21 protein-coding genes are annotated in these 21,330 nt (G+C 66.9%); 7 read left to right on the top strand and 14 right to left on the bottom strand.

Annotated elements, in window-relative coordinates; translation table 11 throughout:
- Window positions 1-28 precede the first annotated feature (28 nt).
- Window positions 29-754, top strand: coding sequence for a hypothetical protein (locus tag AC731_RS15850; RefSeq protein WP_048707509.1), 726 nt, complete (start codon window positions 29-31; stop codon window positions 752-754).
- Between the two features lie 71 nt (window positions 755-825).
- On the opposite strand, the gene AC731_RS15845 is transcribed toward AC731_RS15850, so the two are convergent.
- The 13 genes from AC731_RS15845 to AC731_RS15785 form a co-directional block, all read right to left on the bottom strand.
- Entirely contained in the window at window positions 826-1,434 is a 609-nt protein-coding gene (locus tag AC731_RS15845) for a 2-hydroxychromene-2-carboxylate isomerase (protein WP_048707504.1), read from the bottom strand.
- 106 nt (window positions 1,435-1,540) lie between these two features.
- Window positions 1,541-2,458, bottom strand: coding sequence for a LysR family transcriptional regulator (locus AC731_RS15840; RefSeq protein ID WP_048707501.1), 918 nt, complete (start codon window positions 2,456-2,458; stop codon window positions 1,541-1,543).
- Between the two features lie 140 nt (window positions 2,459-2,598).
- Complete coding sequence (locus tag AC731_RS15835; RefSeq protein ID WP_048707499.1) at window positions 2,599-3,018, bottom strand: VOC family protein; 420 nt, start codon at window positions 3,016-3,018, stop codon at window positions 2,599-2,601.
- Window positions 3,015-3,929 carry a DMT family transporter gene (locus AC731_RS15830; RefSeq protein ID WP_237266546.1) on the bottom strand — a complete coding sequence of 305 codons (915 nt, stop codon included), beginning with the start codon at window positions 3,927-3,929 and terminating at the stop codon, window positions 3,015-3,017. The genes AC731_RS15835 and AC731_RS15830 overlap by 4 nt, the downstream gene beginning before the upstream one ends.
- 119 nt (window positions 3,930-4,048) lie before the next feature.
- Window positions 4,049-5,359, bottom strand: a complete 1,311-nt coding sequence (locus AC731_RS15825) for a TRAP transporter large permease (RefSeq protein WP_048707494.1) — start codon at window positions 5,357-5,359, stop codon at window positions 4,049-4,051.
- 10 nt (window positions 5,360-5,369) lie between these two features.
- Window positions 5,370-5,894, bottom strand: coding sequence for a TRAP transporter small permease subunit (locus tag AC731_RS15820; RefSeq protein ID WP_004291485.1), 525 nt, complete (start codon window positions 5,892-5,894; stop codon window positions 5,370-5,372).
- A gap of 2 nt (window positions 5,895-5,896) precedes the next feature.
- Complete coding sequence (locus AC731_RS15815) at window positions 5,897-6,925, bottom strand: TRAP transporter substrate-binding protein (RefSeq protein ID WP_048707492.1); 1,029 nt, start codon at window positions 6,923-6,925, stop codon at window positions 5,897-5,899.
- Between the two features lie 149 nt (window positions 6,926-7,074).
- Window positions 7,075-8,376, bottom strand: a complete 1,302-nt coding sequence (locus tag AC731_RS15810) for an amidase (RefSeq protein WP_048707488.1) — start codon at window positions 8,374-8,376, stop codon at window positions 7,075-7,077.
- A 10-nt stretch (window positions 8,377-8,386) separates the two neighbouring features.
- Window positions 8,387-9,577, bottom strand: a complete 1,191-nt coding sequence (locus tag AC731_RS15805; RefSeq protein ID WP_048707484.1) for an oxamate carbamoyltransferase subunit AllG family protein — start codon at window positions 9,575-9,577, stop codon at window positions 8,387-8,389.
- On the bottom strand, window positions 9,564-10,193 hold the full coding sequence (locus AC731_RS15800) for a hypothetical protein (RefSeq protein WP_205626601.1): 630 nt from the start codon (window positions 10,191-10,193) through the stop codon (window positions 9,564-9,566). The genes AC731_RS15805 and AC731_RS15800 overlap by 14 nt, the downstream gene beginning before the upstream one ends.
- A gap of 21 nt (window positions 10,194-10,214) precedes the next feature.
- Window positions 10,215-11,078, bottom strand: coding sequence for an NAD-dependent epimerase/dehydratase family protein (locus tag AC731_RS15795; protein WP_048707480.1), 864 nt, complete (start codon window positions 11,076-11,078; stop codon window positions 10,215-10,217).
- 6 nt (window positions 11,079-11,084) lie between these two features.
- Entirely contained in the window at window positions 11,085-12,047 is a 963-nt protein-coding gene (locus tag AC731_RS15790) for a PDR/VanB family oxidoreductase (RefSeq protein WP_048707477.1), read from the bottom strand.
- Between the two features lie 12 nt (window positions 12,048-12,059).
- Window positions 12,060-13,232 (bottom strand): aromatic ring-hydroxylating oxygenase subunit alpha, encoded by a 1,173-nt coding sequence (locus AC731_RS15785; protein ID WP_048707473.1) that lies wholly within the window; start codon window positions 13,230-13,232, stop codon window positions 12,060-12,062.
- A gap of 119 nt (window positions 13,233-13,351) precedes the next feature.
- Here AC731_RS15785 and AC731_RS15780 point away from each other — a divergent pair, with 119 nt between their 5' ends.
- From AC731_RS15780 to AC731_RS15755, 6 genes are all read left to right on the top strand, one after another.
- Window positions 13,352-14,242, top strand: coding sequence for a LysR substrate-binding domain-containing protein (locus tag AC731_RS15780; RefSeq protein WP_048707470.1), 891 nt, complete (start codon window positions 13,352-13,354; stop codon window positions 14,240-14,242).
- 107 nt (window positions 14,243-14,349) lie between these two features.
- On the top strand, window positions 14,350-14,844 hold the full coding sequence (locus AC731_RS15775) for a formate dehydrogenase subunit gamma (RefSeq protein ID WP_048707466.1): 495 nt from the start codon (window positions 14,350-14,352) through the stop codon (window positions 14,842-14,844).
- Complete coding sequence (locus AC731_RS15770; RefSeq protein WP_048707462.1) at window positions 14,841-16,391, top strand: formate dehydrogenase beta subunit; 1,551 nt, start codon at window positions 14,841-14,843, stop codon at window positions 16,389-16,391. The genes AC731_RS15775 and AC731_RS15770 overlap by 4 nt, the downstream gene beginning before the upstream one ends.
- Window positions 16,392-16,421: 30 nt before the next feature.
- Complete coding sequence (gene fdhF, locus AC731_RS15765; RefSeq protein ID WP_048707460.1) at window positions 16,422-19,298, top strand: formate dehydrogenase subunit alpha; 2,877 nt, start codon at window positions 16,422-16,424, stop codon at window positions 19,296-19,298.
- Complete coding sequence (fdhD, locus tag AC731_RS15760; protein ID WP_048707456.1) at window positions 19,291-20,166, top strand: formate dehydrogenase accessory sulfurtransferase FdhD; 876 nt, start codon at window positions 19,291-19,293, stop codon at window positions 20,164-20,166. The genes fdhF and fdhD overlap by 8 nt, the downstream gene beginning before the upstream one ends.
- 8 nt (window positions 20,167-20,174) lie before the next feature.
- The gene (locus tag AC731_RS15755; RefSeq protein ID WP_048707453.1) at window positions 20,175-20,420 is read left to right on the top strand and encodes a formate dehydrogenase subunit delta; all 246 of its coding nucleotides are present in this window, start codon (window positions 20,175-20,177) and stop codon (window positions 20,418-20,420) included.
- A 7-nt stretch (window positions 20,421-20,427) separates the two neighbouring features.
- Here AC731_RS15755 and AC731_RS15750 read toward each other — a convergent pair whose 3' ends face one another.
- The gene (locus tag AC731_RS15750) at window positions 20,428-21,309 is read right to left on the bottom strand and encodes a DMT family transporter (protein ID WP_004291502.1); all 882 of its coding nucleotides are present in this window, start codon (window positions 21,307-21,309) and stop codon (window positions 20,428-20,430) included.
- Between the last annotated feature and the right edge of the window lie 21 nt (window positions 21,310-21,330).

Genomic DNA, 21,330 nt, shown 5'->3' with positions numbered 1-21,330 from the left:
AGCGAATCGTCCCCGGAACCTTGCGCGCATGTCCCGCCCCAGCGTCTTCCCCGCCCTGCCCCGCAGCATCCTGTCCCTGTCCGCCGTCGCCCTGCTGTCGCTGTCGCCGGCCGCCCTTGCCCAGCCGGCCCCCACGCCGCAGGCCGAAGCCGAAGCGGCCGAACGCACGCGGCGCGTCGCCGAGGATGCGCGCCGGGCCGAACTCGAAGCGCAGGCGAAAGCCTTGCGCGACGAGGCCGAGGCCACCTTCAAGGCCACCGAGGCGGGCTGCTACGACACGTTCATGGTCAATCACTGCATCGACAAGGCCAAGCGCCAGCGACTCGACACCATCCAGCGTGCCCGCGCGCTGGAAGCCGAGGCGCGCCAGATCGACCTCGCGCAACGTCAGCGCGCTGCGGCCGAGGTGCAAGCCAGCCAGCGTCTCGCCCCGCCCTCCGAGCCTGCCGCCCCCGCGCCGGACCCCGAGGCGGCCCGCCGCGCGCCGACCGTGATCCCCGTGCCCGCGCCGGATGTCGACATCGCGCCGACCCCCGAAGCCGATCGCATCCGTCGCGACCGCGCTCGATCGGCAAACGACGCTGCGGCCACGGCCGAGGCGCAACGCGCCGCGCGCGATGCCGAACGCGCCGCCAAGCGTGCGGATACCGAGGCAGAAGCCGCCGCCCGCGCCGAAGCCGCGGCACGCGACCGCGCGCGCTACGAAGAGCGCCTGCGCAAGTACGAAGAAGAGCAGGCGGCGAAGAAGAAGTAGGAACGTCGCGGACCGACGCAGGCAGCGAAGCCGCCTGTGTGCCCCGGTTGGCGGCGCTGTCCGCAGCCGTCTTACAGCGCTCGAACGCCGCGCGCCCAGTCCAGCGCATCCTCGAGGCGGTCGTTGCCCCAGAACAGCTCGTCGTCGACGCGGAAGCTCGGTGCGCCGAACAGACCCAGCTCCGCCGCGCGCTCGGTCTGGCAGCGCAGTGCGAGCTTGTTGGCATCGGCCAGCGCGCGGCCGATCACCGCCTCGGCATCCAGCCCCTGCGCCGCGAGGATGTCGGCAATCACCTCGCGCTGGCCGATGTCCCGATCCTCGGCAAAGTTCGCGTTCATCACCGCACGCGAGAACGGCGCCACCCAGCCTTCGCCCACACCGACCAGCGCCACCCGCGCCGCCAGCACGCTGTTGCGCGGAAAGCCGCTGGGCTTGCGGAACGGCAGGTGGTGCTTGGCCGCCAGGCGCTCCAGATCGCGCCACATGTAGCGCCCCTTGGGCGGATAGATGTTGAACGGCGAGTCGTTCCAGCCCAGCGCCATGAACACCGGCCCGAGCAGGAAGGGCCTCCACACCAGCTCGACACCCGCCGCCTCGGCCAGCGGCTCGATGCGCATCACCGACAGCCAGGAATAGGTGCTGGCAAACTCGTACCAGAATTCGACGACGGGACGGGACATGACGGACTCCATCAGCGCGTGGACAGACTGAGAATATAGCCCACCGACTCCCGGGAGCCGGAACACGGCTCGTTCGCTTGAAGCGTCAACGAAGCGTCATCGCCACTCAGAGCGGGGTCATGCCCGGCACGTGGCTGGGCGTGACGAGTTGCTGAATCTGCTTCTTCAGGGCCGAGGCCAGCTGACTGAAGTCCGAGCGCCGGGAAAGGACGCCGATATTGAGGACAGGAAGCGGATTGGAGATCGGCACCGAAACGATGGGCTTGCCGTCAAGCGCGGCATTGTTGACCGGACGCACGACGCCAATCGAGACGCCGATGCCGTTCGCGACCATCGAGCGGACGACCTCGAAATGCGTCGTCTTCATCCGGACGTTCGGCGAGACGCCCGACTTCTCGAAAATGGACAGGAAATAATCCCGGCTGATCGGGAGGTCGAGAAGAATGTAGGGGTCGCCCTCCAGCTCCTTGATATCCACTGACGACATGGTCGCCAGGCGGTGATTCGCATCTACCATCACCACCGGCGGCAGGCCGGCAAGGGGTTCGAACCAGAGATCCTGAGGGATGTGCATCTCGTAGGTGATCGCAAGGTCGATGATGCCGCGCCGCAAATACCCGATCAATTGGTCCTGGCTCCCCTCGAGCAACTCGATGCTCACAGCCGGATGCCGTTCGGCAAAGGACTGGCAGATCTCGGGCAATACGAGGGGCGCCAGCGTGATGAACGAGCCCAGCGTGACCTTTCCCCGCAATTCCCCCTTGGCCAGACCGCTGAAATCCTGCAGTCCGTGCGCCTTCTCGAGCAGCGCACGCGTATGGCTCAGGACCTCGCTGCCGGCATCGGTCAATTGAAGTCCACTGGGCTGACGTACGAAGAGCCGTACCTCGAGCGCCTCCTCGAGCTGAGCGATTGCGACGGATATCGAGGGCGGCGAGACATGTACCTTCTCCGCCGCACCCGCAATCGTCCCGCATTCGGCGACAGCGACAAAATACTCAAGCTGCTTGAAGGTGTACCGCATATGCTGCTAAGCGCTCCTGATCCGTTCGGCCGTCCGGAACACCATCATCCCGGACAAATCACGGCACCTGCCATCGCCTGAATACACGCCAGCGATGGCGCGACAGGCCCGTGACCCAGACCGGAGTTTAGCAGCGAAGCTCACCAGCTCCCCGTGTTGGGCATGTCTACCCATGGCTGCCGCGGCGGCAGGGGCTCGCCATTCTGGAGAAGCTCGATCGAAATCCCGTCCGGAGAACGCACGAAAGCCATGTACCCGTCACGGGGAGGCCGATTGATCGTCACGCCATGCGTCTTCAGTCTTTCGCAAACGGCATAGATATCGTCAACCCCGAATGCCAGATGACCAAAATTACGCCCTCCGGAATACGTTTCGGGTGCCCAATTGTGGGTCAATTCAATCTGGACGGAATGATCGCCCGGCGCAGACAGATAGTAGTTCGTGAATTGCCCCTTTTCCGATTCGCGCTTGCGGATGAGTTCGAGCCCGAGCGCATCGCAGTAGAAACGCAGGGATTCGTCCGGGTTGGAGACACGTACCATTGCATGCAGATATTTCATTTCCTTTCACCTTCTCCGATTGCAGCGTCTGAGCGCCGCAGTTCGTGCCTGAGGACATAGAGTCCCGACAGCAGGATCACCACACCGCCCACCAGGGTATGCACCCCCGGGAGCACGCTCCAGATCAGCCAGTCCACGCCGACACCCCAGGCCAGCGCGGTGTATTCAAAGGGGGCCACCACCGAAGCCTGGCCATGGCGGAAGGCCTCGGTGATGCCCAGTTGCGCCAGGAAGCCGACCAGCGCCAGTGCGACCAGCAACCACACGTGCTCGTCTCGAATGGGCATCCAGTCTGGAAGGGCGAGCGCACTGGGCAGAACCGCCATCATCGCCATCATCCAGAACATCAGGCTCTCCTTGGAGTCGGTCCGGCTTCCCAGGCGGGTCAGAACGGCGACACCGGCATAGCAGAAGGCCGCGCCCACGATGAACAGTCCCGCCCAGTTGAAGAACGCCTCTCCCCCCGGGCGCAGCGCGATCAGTACGCCGAGCAGGCCACCGACCAGGGCATACCAGTGCACCGCCGCCCCCCTTTCGCCGAGCAGGGGGCCGGCGAGCAAGGTCATCAGCAGGGGCGCGACGAAATACAGGGTGTAGGCGTTGGCCAGCGGCAGATCGCGATAACCGAGGGTCAGGAGCACGAGCATGCCCACGGCCAACATCCCTCGCATGAGCTGGAGCGGCACACGGACCCGGATCAGCGACCGCCACGCGCGCCGCCGATGAATCCAGACGAGCAGTACAGGCAGGGCGACAAGGCCTCGCAGGCCGGCCACCTGCAAGGGTGGGTAATGCGCGACCAGCAGCTTCAGGATGGCATCGACGAGCGCGAACATCGCCACGCCGAACACCATTGCGACGATGCCCAGGAAGTTCCCGCTCCAGCCCTGCAATGAATCGACCCTTGTCACGCCCCGCCTCACCCTGACCTCACCCCGAAGCATCCCGCAAGACCGAGACGCTCCCGAGGCAGTACGGCAGGCGGACTTGCGAAGGCCGCCTGCCGCGCCGCATACAGACGCAGTGCCCCCTACTTCACGAGCAGATCGGGCAGATAGAGCACGATCGACGGCGCGAAACTGATGATCACGACCGCCAGGCACATCAGCAGGAAGAAGGGGAAGGCGGCATACACCACCGTGCTCAGGTTCGACCCGGTGATGCCTTGCAGCACGAACAGGTTGAAGCCCACCGGCGGCGTGACCTGCCCCAGTTCGACCATCAGCACGAGGAACACACCGAACCAGACCGGATCGAACCCCGCCTGAACCATGATCGGCAGCGTCACCGGCAGGCTCATGACCACGATCGAGATCCCGTCGAGGAACAAGCCCAGCACGATGTAGAGCGCCGCGATCAACAGCAGCAGGGTCCAGGGCGAGAGCTCCATCGCCGCGATCGCCTTGGTCAGCCCGTCCGGAATGTGCATGTAGCCGATCGCGGTCGCAAGCACGGCCGCCGCCACCAGGATCGAGCACACCATGCACGAGGTGCGCACCGCCGCCATCAGGGAATCGGTGATCACCGACCACGTCAGCTTGCGCAGGATCGCCGTCAGCACGATGGCCGCGAACACGCCGACTGCCGCGGCCTCGGACGGCGTGACGATGCCCGAGTAGATCCCGCCCAGCACCGCCACGATCAGGATGCCGATCGGCACCAGATCGACGAAGGCACCGATCAGCTTCCGCAGCGTGATGCCCCCCAGGCTGGCCGGCGCCAGTTCGGGCCGCATGACGCAGCGGATCATGATGTAGGTCGAGAAGATGGCCGCCACCATCAGCCCCGGAATCACGCCGGCGGCAAACAGCTTGGCGATCGACACCTCGGCCAGCACGCCGTAGATGATCATGATGATCGACGGCGGAATCAGCAGACCCAGACTGCCGGCGCCCGCCAGCGAACCGAGCGAGAGGCTGCGGTCATAGCCGCGCTCGGCCAGCGCGGTGGTGGTGATCTTGCCCACCGTTGCCGTGGTGGCCGAGGTCGAACCGCTGACCGCGGCGAACAAGGTACAGCCCATCACGTTGGTGTGGAGCAAGCGCCCCGGCAGCCACTCGACCAGCGGCGTCAGACCGCGGAACAGGCGCTCGGAGATGTCGGAGCGGAAGATGATCTCGCCCATCCACAGGAACAGCGGGATCGCCGCCAGCTCCCAGGTACTTGCGCTCTTCCACATCACCGACTTGGCGATGACACCGATCCGGTCGACGGAGAAATCGGCCACGAACGCCAGGCTGGCCACCGCCACCAGCAACAGCCCGGAAAAGATCCAGACCCCGAAGCCGAGCGCGATGAAGATCAGCGCCAGCACCACCGCAGCAGAAATGAATGCTTCCATGTCGGTCTCCTCACTCCGCCGCAGCGACCGGGCCGCGCTCGCCGATCATCGGTTCGCCGGACACGATACGTATGGCATAGGCCACGAGTTGCAGCAAAAAGATGCTGAGACCTAGCAGCAACAGCCCCTCGGGAATCCACAACGGCACCTGGGCGACCGTTTCGCTGACCGCGCCACGCGTCCAGTTGCGCGAGATGCTGCTCCAGAAATAGAGCCACACCATCGCGAACACACCGAAGCAGGCCGCGACACAGGTCACTTCGGTCAGCTGACGCATCGCGCGGCTGCGGATGCGGGCAAGCAGGATGTTGACCCGGATCAGCCCGCCCTGCTCCAGCGTGTAGCCCAGGCCGAGGAAGGTACTGGCCGCCACGCCGTAGCCGACGAATTCGTCGAGCACGTAGGTCGAACTGTCGAACACCGCGCGCAGCACGATTTCCAGCAGGATGTGCCCAACCATGGCGGCGACGATCACCGCCGCCATGATGGCCCCCGCACGCGTGAGAAGATCCACCAGCGAGAGGAAATGGCGCATGATCAGTTGGCACTCCCGTTGGCGGCCACCGTGGTCGCCACCTTCTGGCGCTGGCGGTATTCGGCGATCAAGGCCTCACCATCCTTGCCGGCGCGCTTCACCCACGCGGCAATCACCGGCTCGGCCTGCTCCTGCAGATAGCGGCGGAAGGCCGGATCGACCTTTTCCGCAATCGTGACCCCGCGCTTGGCGGCGGTGTCGTAGTTGCGCTGGATCACCTTGTCGATATTGCCCCACAGGAACAACTCGGTTTCCTTCGCCGCATCGAGCACCGCCTTCTGGCCGGCGGCCGGCAGCTTGTTCCAGGTGTCGAGGTTCATCGTCACCATGTTGATGGTGGTGTCGTAGTTGAGTGCGGTGAAGTGCTTGGCGTAGTCGTTGAAACTGGCGCTCAGACCCGACTCGATCGAGGTCAGGACGCCCTCGATCCCGCCCGTGGTCAGCTGCGGCACGATGTCGGCCCAGCTCAGCTGCACCGGCGCGGCGCCTGCCGCCTTGAAGACAAGCGTGCCGTTGGGGTCATAGGTCCGCATCTTCAGCCCCTTCACCGCCTCGGGCTTGTCGTACGTGCGCGAACCCCAGAGTCCGCTGGCCGGCCACGGCGACGCGTACAGCAGCTTCTGGTTGTAGCGCGCAAGCTCCTTGTCGTAGTAGGGCCGGGCGACCTCGTACAGCATGTAGGCTTCACTCGCGTTCGACACCAGGAAGGGCAGCGACGACAGCACGAAGATGGGGTTGATCCCGCCCAGGGGCGGCACGAAGGTGTTGGCGATCACGACTGCGCCATCGGCCACGGCATCGAGCTGATCCTTGGACCGGAAACCGAGCGAGGCACCGAAGTGATGCACGATCTTGATGTCGCCCTGGCTCTTGGTCTTGAGCAGTTCGGCGAAGTGACGGTCACCCTCCCCTTGCACGGACGTCGCCGGGTACTCGTTGGGCATGTCCCAGACATAAGTCTGCGCACTCGCTGCAGAGCTCAGCGCGAACAATGCGGAAATGGCGAGACGCCGGATTGCTTTGGTTTTCATGCTTCATGACTCCTTTGGTTTACGGGATGGGAACGATCGATGGAAATACCGACTCATCCGCCCTGCGTGAAACGCGCAGACCGGTGCTTCTTGTCACCTGTTTTAATTTGTTGTTTGGCCCACCTGATCTGGCCTGAAAATTGACGCGGTTAATCAAAAGGCTGTGGAACTCGTCCACGCCACCCCAATTCATCCTGTATCCAGCGGGCAAGGCCGAGGAGCACGTGATCATTGCGATGCGCGCCGATCAGTTGCAGCCCCAGAGGAAGGCCGCATGACGACACGCCCGCAGGCAAGGTCACCTGTGGGGCCCCCAGCCATTGCCACGGCCGGCTCTGATCGGGACGCCCGGTCGCGGCCAGACCTTCAGGCGCAGCGCCGGGCGCGGCCGGCGCCAGGATCGCGTCGTAGCGGCGCATGACCAGCACGAACCGCGCCAGCGCACTGTCCCGCTGCGTACGCAAGGCGTCGTATTGCTCGCCGTCGATCGCCAGGCCCTCCTCGATCAAGGCACTCAGGGCCGGACTCAGCTGATCGCGATGCGTGTCGTATTCGAATGCCAGGGTCTGAGCGGCTTCGTAGGCCATCAGCCGCCGGTGCGCCTCGACCCATGCCAGGCCACCCTCGGCCCCGAGCAATTCGGAGGCATCGCACTCGACCTGCACGCCGCAGGCACGCAGCGTGTCGACCGCACGTTGATGCAGCGCCAGCATCTCGGGGGCGACCGTGCCAAACGCGCTGCCGTCGATCGCCAGCACCGCTTGTGGCGGACGTTTCGGCGGTTCTGCCGTGCTTGCGGCACGGCCCAGCAAGGCCTGGACGTACTGCACGTCCGCCACGTCGCGGGCAAGAAAACCCAGCGAATCCAGACTGTGCGCCAGCGGCATGATGCCGCGCGAAGCGTGGTTGCCCACGGTAGCCACGTAGCCGACCACGCCACAGTAGGCGGCCGGCCGGATCACCGAGGCCGCGGTCTGCGAACCCAGGGCCAGTGGCACCATGCCCGCCGCCACGGCGGCCGCCGAGCCACTGGACGAGCCACCCGGGGTGTGCGTCAGGCGGTGGGGATTGGCGGTCGCGCCGGGCGTGAAATAGGCAAACTCGGTGGTGACCGTCTTGCCCATCACCCGCGCACCCAGCTGCTTCAGCGCGCTGACACACGCCGCATCCGCCTGCGGCGTGCGCCCCTGCCAGATCGCCGAGCCCCGTTCGGCGCGCAGGCCGCACACGTCGATGGTGTCCTTGACGCCGATCGGGAGACCGCGCAGTGCGCCCTTCCTGACTTCTGCCTCGAACCCGGCTTCGGGCCACAGTTGCCGCCAGGCACGCACGGCGGGCTCATGACGCTCGATCTGTCCGCGGCAGCTGAGCCAGACATCGTCCGCCGAGCACTCGCCACGCGCGATCGCGTCGCGCATTGCGGTCAGGCCGAGTCGGTACAGGGATGACATGCGGCGCTCCTCAGTGTGCCTGCAGCGCGCGTTCGAACAGCGTGGCGGGTACATCGACCACGCCCCCGCCGATCCGTCCGGCCACGCCCTGGGCGTCGATCATGCCGATCAGCACCAGCGGTCCGACGCCGGCCGCAACACAGGATGCCGCCGCCGTCGCGCACAGGCCCCGGACCAGCGGTGGCGCCTTGCTGGCCAGCACCTGCACGGCGCGCTGTGCCGCATCGGCCGGCAGCGACCCCGCCACCCCTTGCGCGACCAGCGGCGCAAACTGCAGCGACTGCCCGCCCAGGCCGGCGAAATCCACCACCGCGCTGTCGCCCAGGGCGCCCACGGCCTGCCGCCCCTGGTGTGCCGGCTCGATCGTCCCTTGCGGAACGGGTGCCGGGACGCAGACCCACTGCCCCGGACGGGACGCGAGCTGGATGCCGAACTCGACCCCGTTGCCACCCGCCCGGGTGACGATGGAGGCGCCTTCCACCCCTTCTGCCGCACTGGCCGCCAGGGCAGTCGCCCCCATCCACACATTGAGCGCAAAGGCCGGCGACTCGGACAGGAAGGCGCGGACATCCTCGCTGACCGGGGGGCTGCGTCGCAGCAGCGCCGCGCTCACCAACTGCGAGCCCACCACGGTGCGGGCATGGCAGTCATCGCCTTGCGCGCGCGCCTCGGCCAGCAAGGGCAGCAGATCGAGAGGCGTCTCGAAGCCGCCCGTCAGCCAGTCGGCGAACGCGCCGTTGAGCCAGCGCAGATGCGGCACCAGGCCGTCGTCGAGACGTCCCAGGCGGGTGGCGTGGGTCTGCCCTTCGTTGAGCGCAACCCACACCGGCGCCAGCGCCTGCGCCGGATCGGCAATCTCGAACACCGTCATCGAGGCGCTCAGCACGCCCGACAAGGGCACCAGCAGCCGGTGCGCCTGGGCCGAGGCGGTGCGGATGCGCCCCGCGCGCAGGGCCGCGATCGCCTCGTCGACCGATGCGCTCCAGCCCTCGAACACCGCGGCCTGCGCCGCCGAATGCAGCACCGGCGCGGGAATCTCCTGTGGCGACCGATAATCCGGGCCGGCATGGAAGATGCGCTGCGCACAGTCGGCGATCACGTCACGCAGGCGGCGCACGCCGATGCACTGCGGACGCACGGCCATGACCTTTTCTGCGGCGAGGGTGTCGGCGGCCGCCGCCGAATGCTCAAGCCTGTCCATGGGACGCCTGCACCCAGGTTTCGCTGAAGGCCAGCGCCGCAGACGCCGCACGGCTGCCGAAGAAGTCCCGCTCCACGGTCGCGCCCGGCAGACGCTCGCCATTGACCGCCACCCAGCCGCTCGTGGCCGGCTGGAAGACGGAGAACATCTCGTGCACGCCGGTCTGGGTCTTGTCGGCCGGCACCGCTGCCATGAAGGGGCGCTGCAGGCCCTCCCAGTGCATTTCCAGGCTCAGGCCTTCCTGCGCATGCGTCGCGCGCTGGATGTGCAGGCCCTTGCCCTCGTCGTGGCAGGAGAACTGCGCACCGCCGACGATGCTGACGCTGTCGAGCAGCGCGGTGCAGGGACGGAACAGTCCGAAGTGCTTGACGAAGTCATCGACCAGGTAGCGGGCCATGACCGGGTTGTCGGTCAGCATCAGGCGTCGCGCCTTGGGGTACTCGGGCTGGTAAGGCGCCTCGAGCACCAGCATCGCCTGACCGACGCCATGCGGCGACAGTGCGATGCGGAAGTAGAGCGCCAGGGCACACCAGTCGCCTTCGGGGTCGGTCTTGAGGTAGACGAACGGATTGTCTCCGGTCCAATCCACCGCGCCGGGTTTAACGGTTGTGATCATGATTCGTGCTCCCGAGAAAGGTCAAAGCCAGGTCTTGCGCAGTTCCAGATAGTCGGACGTCGGTGTCCAGCCCAGAAGATCCCGGGCCTTGGCCGACGAGAAGATCGAGGCACGCGGCTGCTGCTTGAACACACGCGGGTTGTTGAGCTCGGGCAGCTCGCCGAAGCGGCTGCGATACCACTCCAGGGTCGGCTCGGGACGGCTGGTGTCGTCGGCGCTGAGGAAGAAGGTGCCGTAGCGCAGCCCCTCGACCTCGAGCGCGGCACGAAAGCCGCGCGCCACATCGGCGGCGGTGACGTAGTAGAACAGCCAGTTGCGGTCGGGCGCTTCGACGAACTTCACGTACTCGGCAAAGCTCTCCGGCATGACGACCGCCAGCGGCCGCAGGCAGATCACGTCCATGTTGCTGCCATGGACGAAGCTCAGGCCCATCTGCTCCATCACCAGCTTGCTCACGCTGTAGGCCTGCACCGGACGGCATTCGTGGCGCTCGTCGACCTGCAGGCTCTGCGGCCGCCAGTCGGGGCGCATCTCGGACAGGCCACAGGCTGAAATGCTCGAACACAGCACCACCTTGCTGACGCCTGTTTCCGCAGCGGCCTGCAGCACGTGCCAGGTACCGCGCACGTTGACGTCGATGTACTTCTCGGGCGCGGCTTTCCAGTCGAAGTCGATGGCAGCCAGGTGCACCACGGCATCCGCGCCCTTGAAGGCCTGACGCAGGGAATCGAGATTCATCACGTCCGCCTGCACGTATCGGGTATCCACCCGACCCGCCACGAGATCGGCGTTGGTCACATCGAATTGCGCCATCAGCTCGCGCAACACATAGGTTCCGACGCGGCCCGAGCCACCGGTCACCACCACTTTTCTAATCGTCGCCATGGTCTTTCAGAGATCCAGAGTTAATGAAGGCGTCAATGCGCGCGAAACACAGATCATCATGTGGCTGTTCGCCTGCCGCTCCTCGGGCGACAGGACCGCGTCCCGGTGGTCGGGCACGCCCTCCAGCACCACTTGCTCGCAGGTGCCGCACACGCCGTCGCAGCACGACCATTCGAGGTTCATGCCGTCGCGGCGCAGCACTTCGAGGATCGTCTCGCCCGGTTCGACACGGAACTGCTTGCCGCTGCGCGCCAGGACCAGATCGAAGGCCTCGGCTTCACCCACCGTCTTGTTCGGGTTCTCGAAGCGCTCCAGGTGCAGCTTCCAGGCCGGCCGGGCCTCATGGATGGCTACCAGGTCATCCAGCAGACGCAGCGGACCGCAGGCGAACACGGAATCGCCCGCCCCCAGCGTGCTCGCCCACTCCTCGAGATTCATGCGCCCCGTCTCGGCTGCATAGCGGTAAAACACCCGCTCCTGCGGCAGCTTGTTCAGGGTTTCGCGCAGACTCACATCCTGGCGCTCGCAGACGAGATAGATCAGCCGCCAGTCGCAACCCTGCGCCTCGGCCTCGAATGCCATCGGCAGGATGGGCGTGATGCCGATACCGGCCCCGATCAGCGTGACACGCTGGTCGGGTACGAACGGAAAGTTGTTGCGCGGCCCGCGGACCTGCAGACGCATGCCGACCTCGGCGCGATCGCACAGGAAAGCCGATCCGCCCCGGCTTTTCTTTTCCCGCAGCACGGTAATGCGCCACCTGGGTCCGGAAAAGGATTCGCCGCACAACGAATACTGACGAATGTATTCCTGCCCATCGGCGGTCCACCGCAGTTCGATATGCGATCCTGCGGTCCAGGGGGGCAGATCGCCCCCATCGACGGCCACCAGATCGAAGGCGACGTTTCGCCCGCCGGTGACCGTCCTGGCCGCAATCTCGACTTCAATTGCGTTCTGATGTGCTTGCATCAAGAGCCCCGATCAGACGTTTGCGGCGTCCGCCTTGCGATACTTGTCCACAAGCCAGTCCTGATAACGCCCGATGACACGCTCATGCGCACTGAGGCGGCCACGCGGCGCGAAGCGGGACTCCCCTCCGACCTGATAACGGCGCCACGCGGAATAGTCCTCGACCATCACCGGATAGAGTTCCTCGCGCTCGCGCAGCCAGCGTTCCTTGAATTCGGGATCCTCCAGGGTCGCTTGCGGATACAGCCAGGTTGCGCTGTACCAGGACTGCTTGGCCGAATGCGGCAACCAGAGGAAATACTTGACCTTGTCCGGCATCGCGACGATCAGCAGATTGGGCGCCACCGTGATGTAGGCCAGGCGCGAACGCTGCTCTTCGGTCAGCAACGGAAGAATCGGATGCGCGGCCTTGCCCGATTTGGTGGGGCTGGCATCAGGAAACTCGGACACCAGGTCGTAAGCAATGATGCCGTTCTGCGGATCGTTGTAGATTGCATCCTCGTCCAGGCGCTCGGCAGAAATCTTGTGCATGCTGCCCCAGGATTGGCCGTGCAGATGGAGGCAGTGATAGCACTCGTCCATGTACTGCTTCCAGTTCCACTCGTTGAATTCCATGTTCAGCGGCTCTGCGGCATGGAGGGTGGACATCTGGTAATTCGTCAATTGACCCTTGAGCTTTTCCAGACGGGGCGCCAGCGGTGCGATGCTTTCGTCGAAGGTAATGAACAGGAAACCTTCCCAGATTTCGGAACGAATGACCGGCAGACAGGCTTCCTTCTTGTCGAAAGTCGGATCTTCATTCAGCCCGGGCGCCGAAGTCAGCGCTCCGCTCAGGTCATACACCCAGGAATGCATGGGGCAGCGGATACGGCGCACATTGCCGCGGCCTTCGGCCAGCAGCAGGCCACGGTGCTGGCATACGTTCGCCAGCACCTTCACCGAACCATCCTGCTGACGGACGATCATCAGCGGATCCTTGCCGACCGACAACGTGTAGTAATCGCCCGGATTCGGAATATCATTGACATGGCCAATACAGAACCATTCGTGGCCCCAAACGGCATCCATTTCGAAATCGAAGAATTCCGGGTCGTTGAAAACCTTTGGCGGCAAAGCGACCGTCGCATTCGACTGGGTCGTGCTCGCATCGAAGATCTGAATTGGAATACTCGCCCGCTTGCTCATGTCGTCTCCTGTAATGAAAATGTTTCGAGAGCGAGACGTAATCTAGGGACTCGCATCCGATCGGGCCATTACAGTTTTTCGAGCGCCGCTTAGAAAAATCCTTCGCCCCCCTTCCCGTCATGATTTCCCGCAAATATCTCTACCTGATTTCGCTCGCCGATGAACGCCACTTCGGCCGCGCGGCAACGGCTTGCCACGTGTCGCCCTCCACCTTGTCCACGGCGATTCGCGAGCTGGAGCAGGAGCTGGGGGTTGTCCTGGTGGAGCGTGGCAAATCCTTCGTGCGCCTCACCGCCGAAGGCGAATGCGTGCTCGCGCACGCCCGCCGCGCGGCTGCCGGCGCCGGAGAACTGCACCAGGCGCTGGACGCCTTGCGCGGCGGCCTGGGCGGCCAGCTGCGCCTGGGCGTGATCCCGACGGCACTCGCAGTGGTGTCCTCGCTCACCTCGCCCTTCGCGCTGCGGCACCCACGGGTGGACATCGACGTGCGTTCGGCCAGCACCCAGGCCATCCTCGGGGCCTTGCGCGACTTCCAGCTCGAGGCCGGCGTCCTCTACACCGAGTCGGCCACCTCGCCCGACCTGCATTGCCTGCCGCTGTGGGCGGAAGACCTGGTGTTCATCACCCGCAGCGGCGGCCCGCGGGCGGCAGCGGACGACATCGCCTGGCGCGACGCCGCCGCCGAGCCGCTCTGCCTGCTGTCGCGCGACATGCACCACCGGCAGACGGTCGACCGCGTGTTCGCCGAACTGGGGTGCGCGCCGCGCGTGGGGCTCGAGACCAACTCCCTGACCAGCATCCTCGCCCACGTCCGCGCCGGCCCGTGGAACGGCATCCTGCCGCGCAGCGTGCTCTCCCTCATCGGCGCCTCGGAAGGCCTTCACGCGCTGCGCCTGGTCTCACCCTGCGTCGAATGGCGGACCGGACTCGTCACCCTGGCGCGCGATCCGCAGCCGCCCCTGAGCGCGGCCCTGTTCGCGCTTGCCGCACAGCTCCCGCCTTCGGGCTGAAGCCTCTTGTTCGATTAAACCGAACAAATCTTCTGAATAATTCGCTTCGTCGGAATTAACGCCTCGCCTATCGTCCCGTCGTTGAACGCCGCCGCGGAGCAATGACGATGACGACCCCCTTGCCGAAAACCGCGGACCTGGATGCCCTCATCCAGGCCCACCGCACTCTCCCGGGCGCCACCCTGCCCATCCTCCACGCCATCCAGGACGCCTGGGGCTACATACCCGACGAGGCCCTGCCGCGCATCGCGACGGCGCTCAACCTGTCGCGCGCCGAAGTGCAGGGCGTGGTCAGCTTCTATCACCACTTCCGCCGCACGCCGCCGGGCCGCCACGTGGTGCAGGTGTGCCGCGCCGAATCCTGTCTGGCGATGGGCGCGGACGCCCTCGAGGCGCATGTCCGGGCCGCGCTGGGCATCGACGTCCACCAGACCAGCGCCGATGGCGCAGTGACGCTGGAGCCGGTGTATTGCCTGGGCAACTGCGCCTGCTCGCCGTCCATCCGCGTCGATGACGACATCCACGGCCGGATGAGCCCGCGCCGCTTCGATGCCCTGGTGGCCGAACTTCGAGCCACCTCCGGCAAAGGAGTCACGGCATGAGCGCCCGCATCTACGTTCCGATCGATTCCGGTGCGCTGTCGCTCGGCGCCGAGCAGGTCGCCCGCGCCATCCGCCGGGAAGCGGATGCACGCGGCATCGCCGTCGACATCGTGCGCAACGGCTCGCGCGGGCTGTTCTGGCTCGAACCCCTGGTCGAGGTGGTCACGCCCCAGGGTCGTGTGGCCTACGGCCCGGTGCAGCCCGAAGACGTGCCCGGCCTGTTCGACGCCGGCTTCCACCACGGCGCCGCCCACCCGCTGTGCCACGGCCTCACCGCGCAGATCCCCTTCCTCGCCCGCCAGGAGCGGCTCACCTTCGCCCGCGTCGGCCTCACCGATCCGCTGAGCCTGGACGACTACCTCGCCCACGGCGGCTTCGAGGGCCTGAAGCGCGCGATCGCGCTCGCGCCCGCCGACGTCGTGCAGGCGGTGACCGACTCCGGACTGCGCGGACGCGGCGGCGCGGCCTTCCCGACCGGCATCAAGTGGAAGACGGTGCTCGACACCCCGGCGGCGCAGAAGTACATCGCCTGCAACGCCGACGAGGGCGACTCCGGCACCTTCTCCGACCGCATGCTGATGGAAGGCGACCCCTACTGCCTGATCGAAGGGATGACCATCGCCGGCCTCGCGGTGGGGGCGACGCAGGGCTACATCTACGTGCGCTCCGAATATCCCCATGCCTTCCGCACCCTGCAGGCGGCCATTGGGCGCGCCCGCGCCGCCGGCTGGCTCGGCGCGAGCGTGGCCGGCTGCGGCCGCGCCTTCGAGCTCGAGGTGCGCATGGGCGCCGGCGCCTACATCTGCGGCGAGGAAACCGCGATGCTGGAAAGCCTGGAAGGCAAGCGCGGCGTGGTGCGCGCCAAGCCGCCGCTGCCGGCGATCGCCGGCCTGTTCGGCCAGCCCACGGTGATCAACAACGTCATGAGCCTGGCCGCGGTGCCGCTCATCCTTGCCCGCGGCGCCGCTTTCTACCGCGACTACGGCCTCGGGCGTTCGCGTGGCACCCTGCCCTTCCAGCTCGCCGGCAACCTGCGTCACACCGGCCTGGTCGAGAAGGCCTTCGGCGTCACCCTGCGCGAGCTGCTGGAGGACTTCGGCGGCGGCAGCGCCAGCGGCCGGCCCCTGCGCACCGCACAGGTCGGCGGCCCGCTCGGCGCCTACGTGCCGGCGACGCAGTTCGACGTGCCGCTGGACTACGAGCAGTACGCCGCCATCGGCGCCATGGTCGGCCACGGCGGCATCGTCGCCTTCGACGACACGGTGGACATGGCCAAGATGGCGCGCCACGCGATGGCCTTCTGCGTGGCGGAATCCTGCGGCAAATGCACGCCCTGCCGCATCGGCTCGGTGCGCGGCGTGGAGGTCATCGACCGCATCATCGCCGGCGAGGAACGCGGCCGGAACCTCGCGCTGCTCGATTCGCTGTGCGACACCATGCTCGCGGGCTCGCTGTGCGCCATGGGCGGCATGACGCCCTACCCCGTGCAGTCGGCCCTCAAGCACTTCCCCCAGGACTTCGGCATCGACACCGCCGCAGCCGCCTGACCCGCCCCGCGCACGGCAAGGAGACACCCCATGACGATCTTTCGCGAACCCGACTACGGCACGCCGCAGCGCACTTCCAGCGAGATGGTGACGCTCGTCATCGACGGCGAGCCCGTCACCGTACCCGCCGGCACCTCGGTGATGCGCGCGGCCGAGCTGGCCGGCAACCGCATCCCCAAGCTGTGCGCCACCGACAGCCTGGAGCCCTTCGGCTCGTGCCGGCTGTGCCTGGTCGAGATCGAAGGCCGCCGCGGCACGCCGGCGTCGTGCACCACGCCGGTCGAAGCCGGCATGGTGGTGCGCACGCAGAGCCCGCGCCTGGCCGAACTGCGCCGCGGCGTGATGGAGCTGTACATCTCCGACCACCCGCTCGACTGCCTCACCTGTCCGGCCAACGGCAACTGCGAGCTGCAGGACATGGCCGGCGTGGTGGGCCTGCGCGAGGTGCGCTACGGCATGGACGGACGCAACCATTTCGACGCCGCCAGCGCGGTCGCGCCCGACAGCTCCAACCCCTACTTCAGCTACGACCCGGCCAAGTGCATCGTCTGCAACCGCTGCGTGCGCGCCTGCCAGGAGATCCAGGGCACCTTCGCGCTGACGATTTCCGGCCGCGGCTTCGAGTCCCGCGTCACCGCCGGCATCCAGCAGTCCTTCCTCGAATCGGACTGCGTGTCCTGCGGCGCCTGCGTGCAGGCCTGCCCGACCGCGACGCTGATGGAAAAGAGCGTCATCCGGATGGGCCAGGCGGAGAAGAGCGTCACCACCACCTGCGCCTACTGCGGCGTGGGCTGCTCGTTCAAGGCCGAGCTCAAGGGCAACGAGGTCGTGCGCATGGTGCCGCACAAGGACGGCAAGGCCAACCTGGGCCACTCCTGCGTGAAGGGCCGCTTTGCCTGGGGCTACGCCACCCACCCCGACCGCATCACCACGCCGATGATCCGCAACACCATCGACGAGCCCTGGCGCACCGTGAGCTGGGACGAGGCACTGAACCACGCCGCCAGCGAGTTCCGCCGCATCCAGGCCAAACATGGCCGCAGCGCGGTGGGCGGCATCACGTCCTCGCGCTGCACCAACGAGGAAACCTACCTGGTGCAGAAGCTGGTGCGCGCGGCCTTCGGCAACAACAACGTCGACACCTGCGCCCGCGTGTGCCATTCGCCCACCGGCTACGGCCTCAAGCAGACGCTGGGCGAATCGGCCGGCACGCAGACCTTCGAGTCGGTGCTGCAGGCCGACGTGGTGATGGTGATCGGCGCCAACCCCACCGAAGGCCATCCGGTGTTCGGCTCGCTGCTCAAGCGCCGCATCCGCGAGGGCGCGAAGCTGATCGTGATCGACCCGCGCGACATCGAGCTGGTGAAGACGCCGCACGTGCAGGCCGACTACCACCTCAAGCTGATGCCCGGCACCAACGTCGCCGTGGCCAACGCGCTGGCGCACGTCATCGTCACCGAGGGCCTGGTCGACACGACCTATGTGGCCGAGCGCTGCGAGGCGGCGTCCTTCCGCCGGTGGTGCGAGTTCGTCTCCCGGCCGGAAAACGCGCCGGAAGCCACCGCCGCCCTCACCGGCGTGCCGGCCGAGACGGTACGCGGCGCGGCACGCCTCTACGCAACCCAAGGCAACGCCGCCATCTACTACGGCCTGGGCGTGACGGAGCACTCGCAGGGCTCGACCATGGTGATGGCGATCGCCAACCTCGCCATGGCCACCGGCAACGTCGGCCGCATGGGCGTGGGCGTCAATCCGCTGCGTGGCCAGAACAACGTGCAGGGTTCATGCGACATGGGCTCCTTCCCGCACGAGCTGCCGGGCTATCGCCATGTGTCGGACGCCACCACGCGGGCGCTGTTCGAATCGGCCTGGGGCGTCACGCTCGACGCCGAGCCCGGCCTGCGCATCCCCAACATGTTCGAGGCTGCGCTCGACGGCAGCTTCCGCGGCCTCTACATCGAAGGCGAGGACATCGCCCAGTCCGACCCCAACACCCAGCACGTCGAAGCCGCGCTGCGGGCGATGGAATGCGTGGTGGTGCAGGACATCTTCCTCAACGAGACCGCCAAGTTCGCCCACGTATTCCTGCCCGGCGCCTCCTTCCTGGAGAAGGACGGCACCTTCACCAACGCCGAGCGCAGAATCTCGCGCGTGCGCAAGGTGATGCCACCGCTGGCCGGCATGGCCGACTGGGAAGTGACGATGGCGCTGTCGCGCGCGCTCGGCTATCCGATGGACTACACGCATCCGTCCGAGATCATGGACGAGATCGCGCGCCTCACCCCCAGCTTCCACGGCGTCAGCTACGACAAGCTCGAGCGCCTGGGCAGCATCCAGTGGCCGTGCAACGAGGCCGCCCCCGAAGGCACGCCGATCATGCACGTCGAGCGCTTCGTGCGCGGCCAGGGCCGCTTCATGCTCACCGCCTACATTCCCACCGACGAGCGCGCCAGCAAGCGCTTCCCGCTGCTGCTGACCACCGGCCGCATCCTCAGCCAGTACAACGTCGGCGCGCAGACGCGGCGCACCGCCAACATCGTGTGGCATGCCGAGGACCGGCTCGAGATCCATCCGCACGACGCCGAGGAGCGCGGCATCCAGGACGGCGACTGGGTCGGCATCGCCAGCCGCGCCGGCGAGACGGTGCTGCGCGCCACCGTCACCGCGCGCGTGCAGCCGGGCGTGGTCTACACCACCTTCCACTTCCCCGAGTCCGGCGCCAACGTCATCACCACCGACAATTCCGACTGGGCGACCAACTGCCCCGAGTACAAGGTCACGGCGGTACAGGTGGTCGCGGTCAGCCAGCCTTCCGGCTGGCAGCAGCGCCACCGCGACTTCAGCGCCCGCCAGCAGGCCTACCTGAAGGGCCAGCGCGCCGCCGCCAAGGAGCAGGCCGATGCTTGAGCCGCCTGCCCGCTCGCCCGACCACCGCCTGGCGAACGCCTGCGCCGCGGACGAGGCGATGCTGCCGCACGAACACGTCACCGTAACCCGATCGACATGGACGGGGCCGGACCCGCTGTCGGCCCATGAGGCGTGCGAGACCCTGATCGAAGAGACGCCGGTCGCCCTGGTCTACAACGGCATCTCGCACGCGGTGATGCTGGCGACGCCGAGCGATCTGGAGGATTTCGCCTACGGCTTCAGCCTGACCGAAGGCATCGTGTCGCGCCGCCAGGACATCTACGGCATGGACATCGTGTCCGTCGGCCAGGGCATCGAGGTCCGCATCGAGCTGGCCGCCGAGCACTTCGTCCAGCTCAAGCACCGCCGGCGCACGCTGGCCGGGCGCACCGGCTGCGGCCTGTGCGGGGTGGACAGCCTGGCGGCGGCGCTGCGTCCGGTCGCCACGCTCGAACATCGTTCTGGCGTATCCCGTGCTGCGCTGGCGCGGGCGCTCGACGAACTGGGGCAGGAGCAGGTCCTGCACCGCCTCACCGGCGGCGCGCATGCCGCTGCCTGGGTGTCGGCCAGCGGCCAGGTCCAGCTGGTGCGCGAGGACGTGGGGCGCCACAACGCGCTCGACAAGCTCATCGGCGCCCAGTTGCGCTGGGGCAACGATCCGCGTGCGGGCTTCGTCCTCGTCACCAGTCGCGCCAGCTACGAGATGGTGCACAAGACCGCGGCGGCCGGCATCGGCTGCCTCGCCGCGGTGTCGGCGCCGACGGCCCATGCGGTGCGACTGGCGGAAAGCGCCGGCCTCACCCTGGTCGGTTTCGCCCGCGGCCAGCGCTGCACCGCCTACACATTTCCCGACACGATCACCGCCTGAGCCCCGACATGGATATCGACAATCTCGTCCGCATGGCCAACCGCATCGGCGACTACTTCGCCGCCTACCCGGATCGCAACGAGGCGGCAGTCTCGATCGCAAGGCACATCGAAATGTTCTGGACGCCGCAGATGCGCCGGGCGCTGCTCGACCTTGCGACCACCGAGGCGCGCACGCAGGCCTTGCAGCCCCTGGTGGCGCACGCCGTCGCGAGACATCTCGCCCGGCCCGCCGCCACGCACGATCAAGGATGAGCCCGGCTCATCCAGGCCGGTTCGCCACCCAGATTCCCGCGCCCACCAGTCCCAGCGCCAGGAACACCGTCTGCGACAGCTCCTCGCCGAGGAACAGGCCGCCTGCCAGCACGCCCATCACCGGCGTCAGGAAGGAGAAGGTCGACAAGCGTGTCGCCGGGTAATGCCGCACCAGCCAGAACCAGCCGACATAACTGACGCCGGCGACGATGACGACCTGGAACAACATGCTCGCCCAGACCAGCGGACTCGGCGCGAACACCCCGGGTTCGCCGAGGATCAGTGACAGCAGCGGCAGCACCAGCGCTGACACGCCGAGCTGGTAGAGCAGGGTCTTCTCGGCACTGATGCGGATCAGCGCCGTTGCCTTGACGGTCAGCGTGGTCGCCGCCCAGAAGCCCGCGCCGATCAGGATCAGCAGGTCGCCGACCCACTCTCCGCCGGCCGACGAGATCAGCCCTTCGCCGAACAGGATCAGCACGCCCGCGAAGGCCAATGCCATGCCCGCCCACTGGGCCCGCCGCATCGGCTCCTGCGGCAGCAGCCAGACCGCGCCGAGCGCGACAAAGAAGGGCGCGGTGTAGAGGAAGATGACCCCGCGCGAAGCGCTGGTGTGTTGCAGGCCGATGAAGATCAGCGCGAACTCGGCCGCAAAGAGCAAGCCCGCAAGCAGGCCGGGCAGCAGCGTGCCGTCACGCTGGAACACGTTCACCCGGCGCACGAATGTCCAGCCGAGGACGATCACCGTTGCCACGATCGAGCGCAAGCCGGCCTGCCACACCGGCGAAATCCCTGTACTCGCCAGCTTGATCGCCACCTGCTGCACGCCCCAGATCATGCAGAACAGGATCATCAAGCCGATGGCCATACGGTCGAGTTCGGTCTTCATATTCGAGATGGATCACCCGGG

This window comes from Thauera humireducens, assembly GCF_001051995.2.
Taxonomy (GTDB): domain Bacteria; phylum Pseudomonadota; class Gammaproteobacteria; order Burkholderiales; family Rhodocyclaceae; genus Thauera; species Thauera humireducens.
The sequence above is the reverse complement of the archived record's forward strand: the minus strand, read 5'-3'. Positions and strand labels throughout refer to the sequence as shown.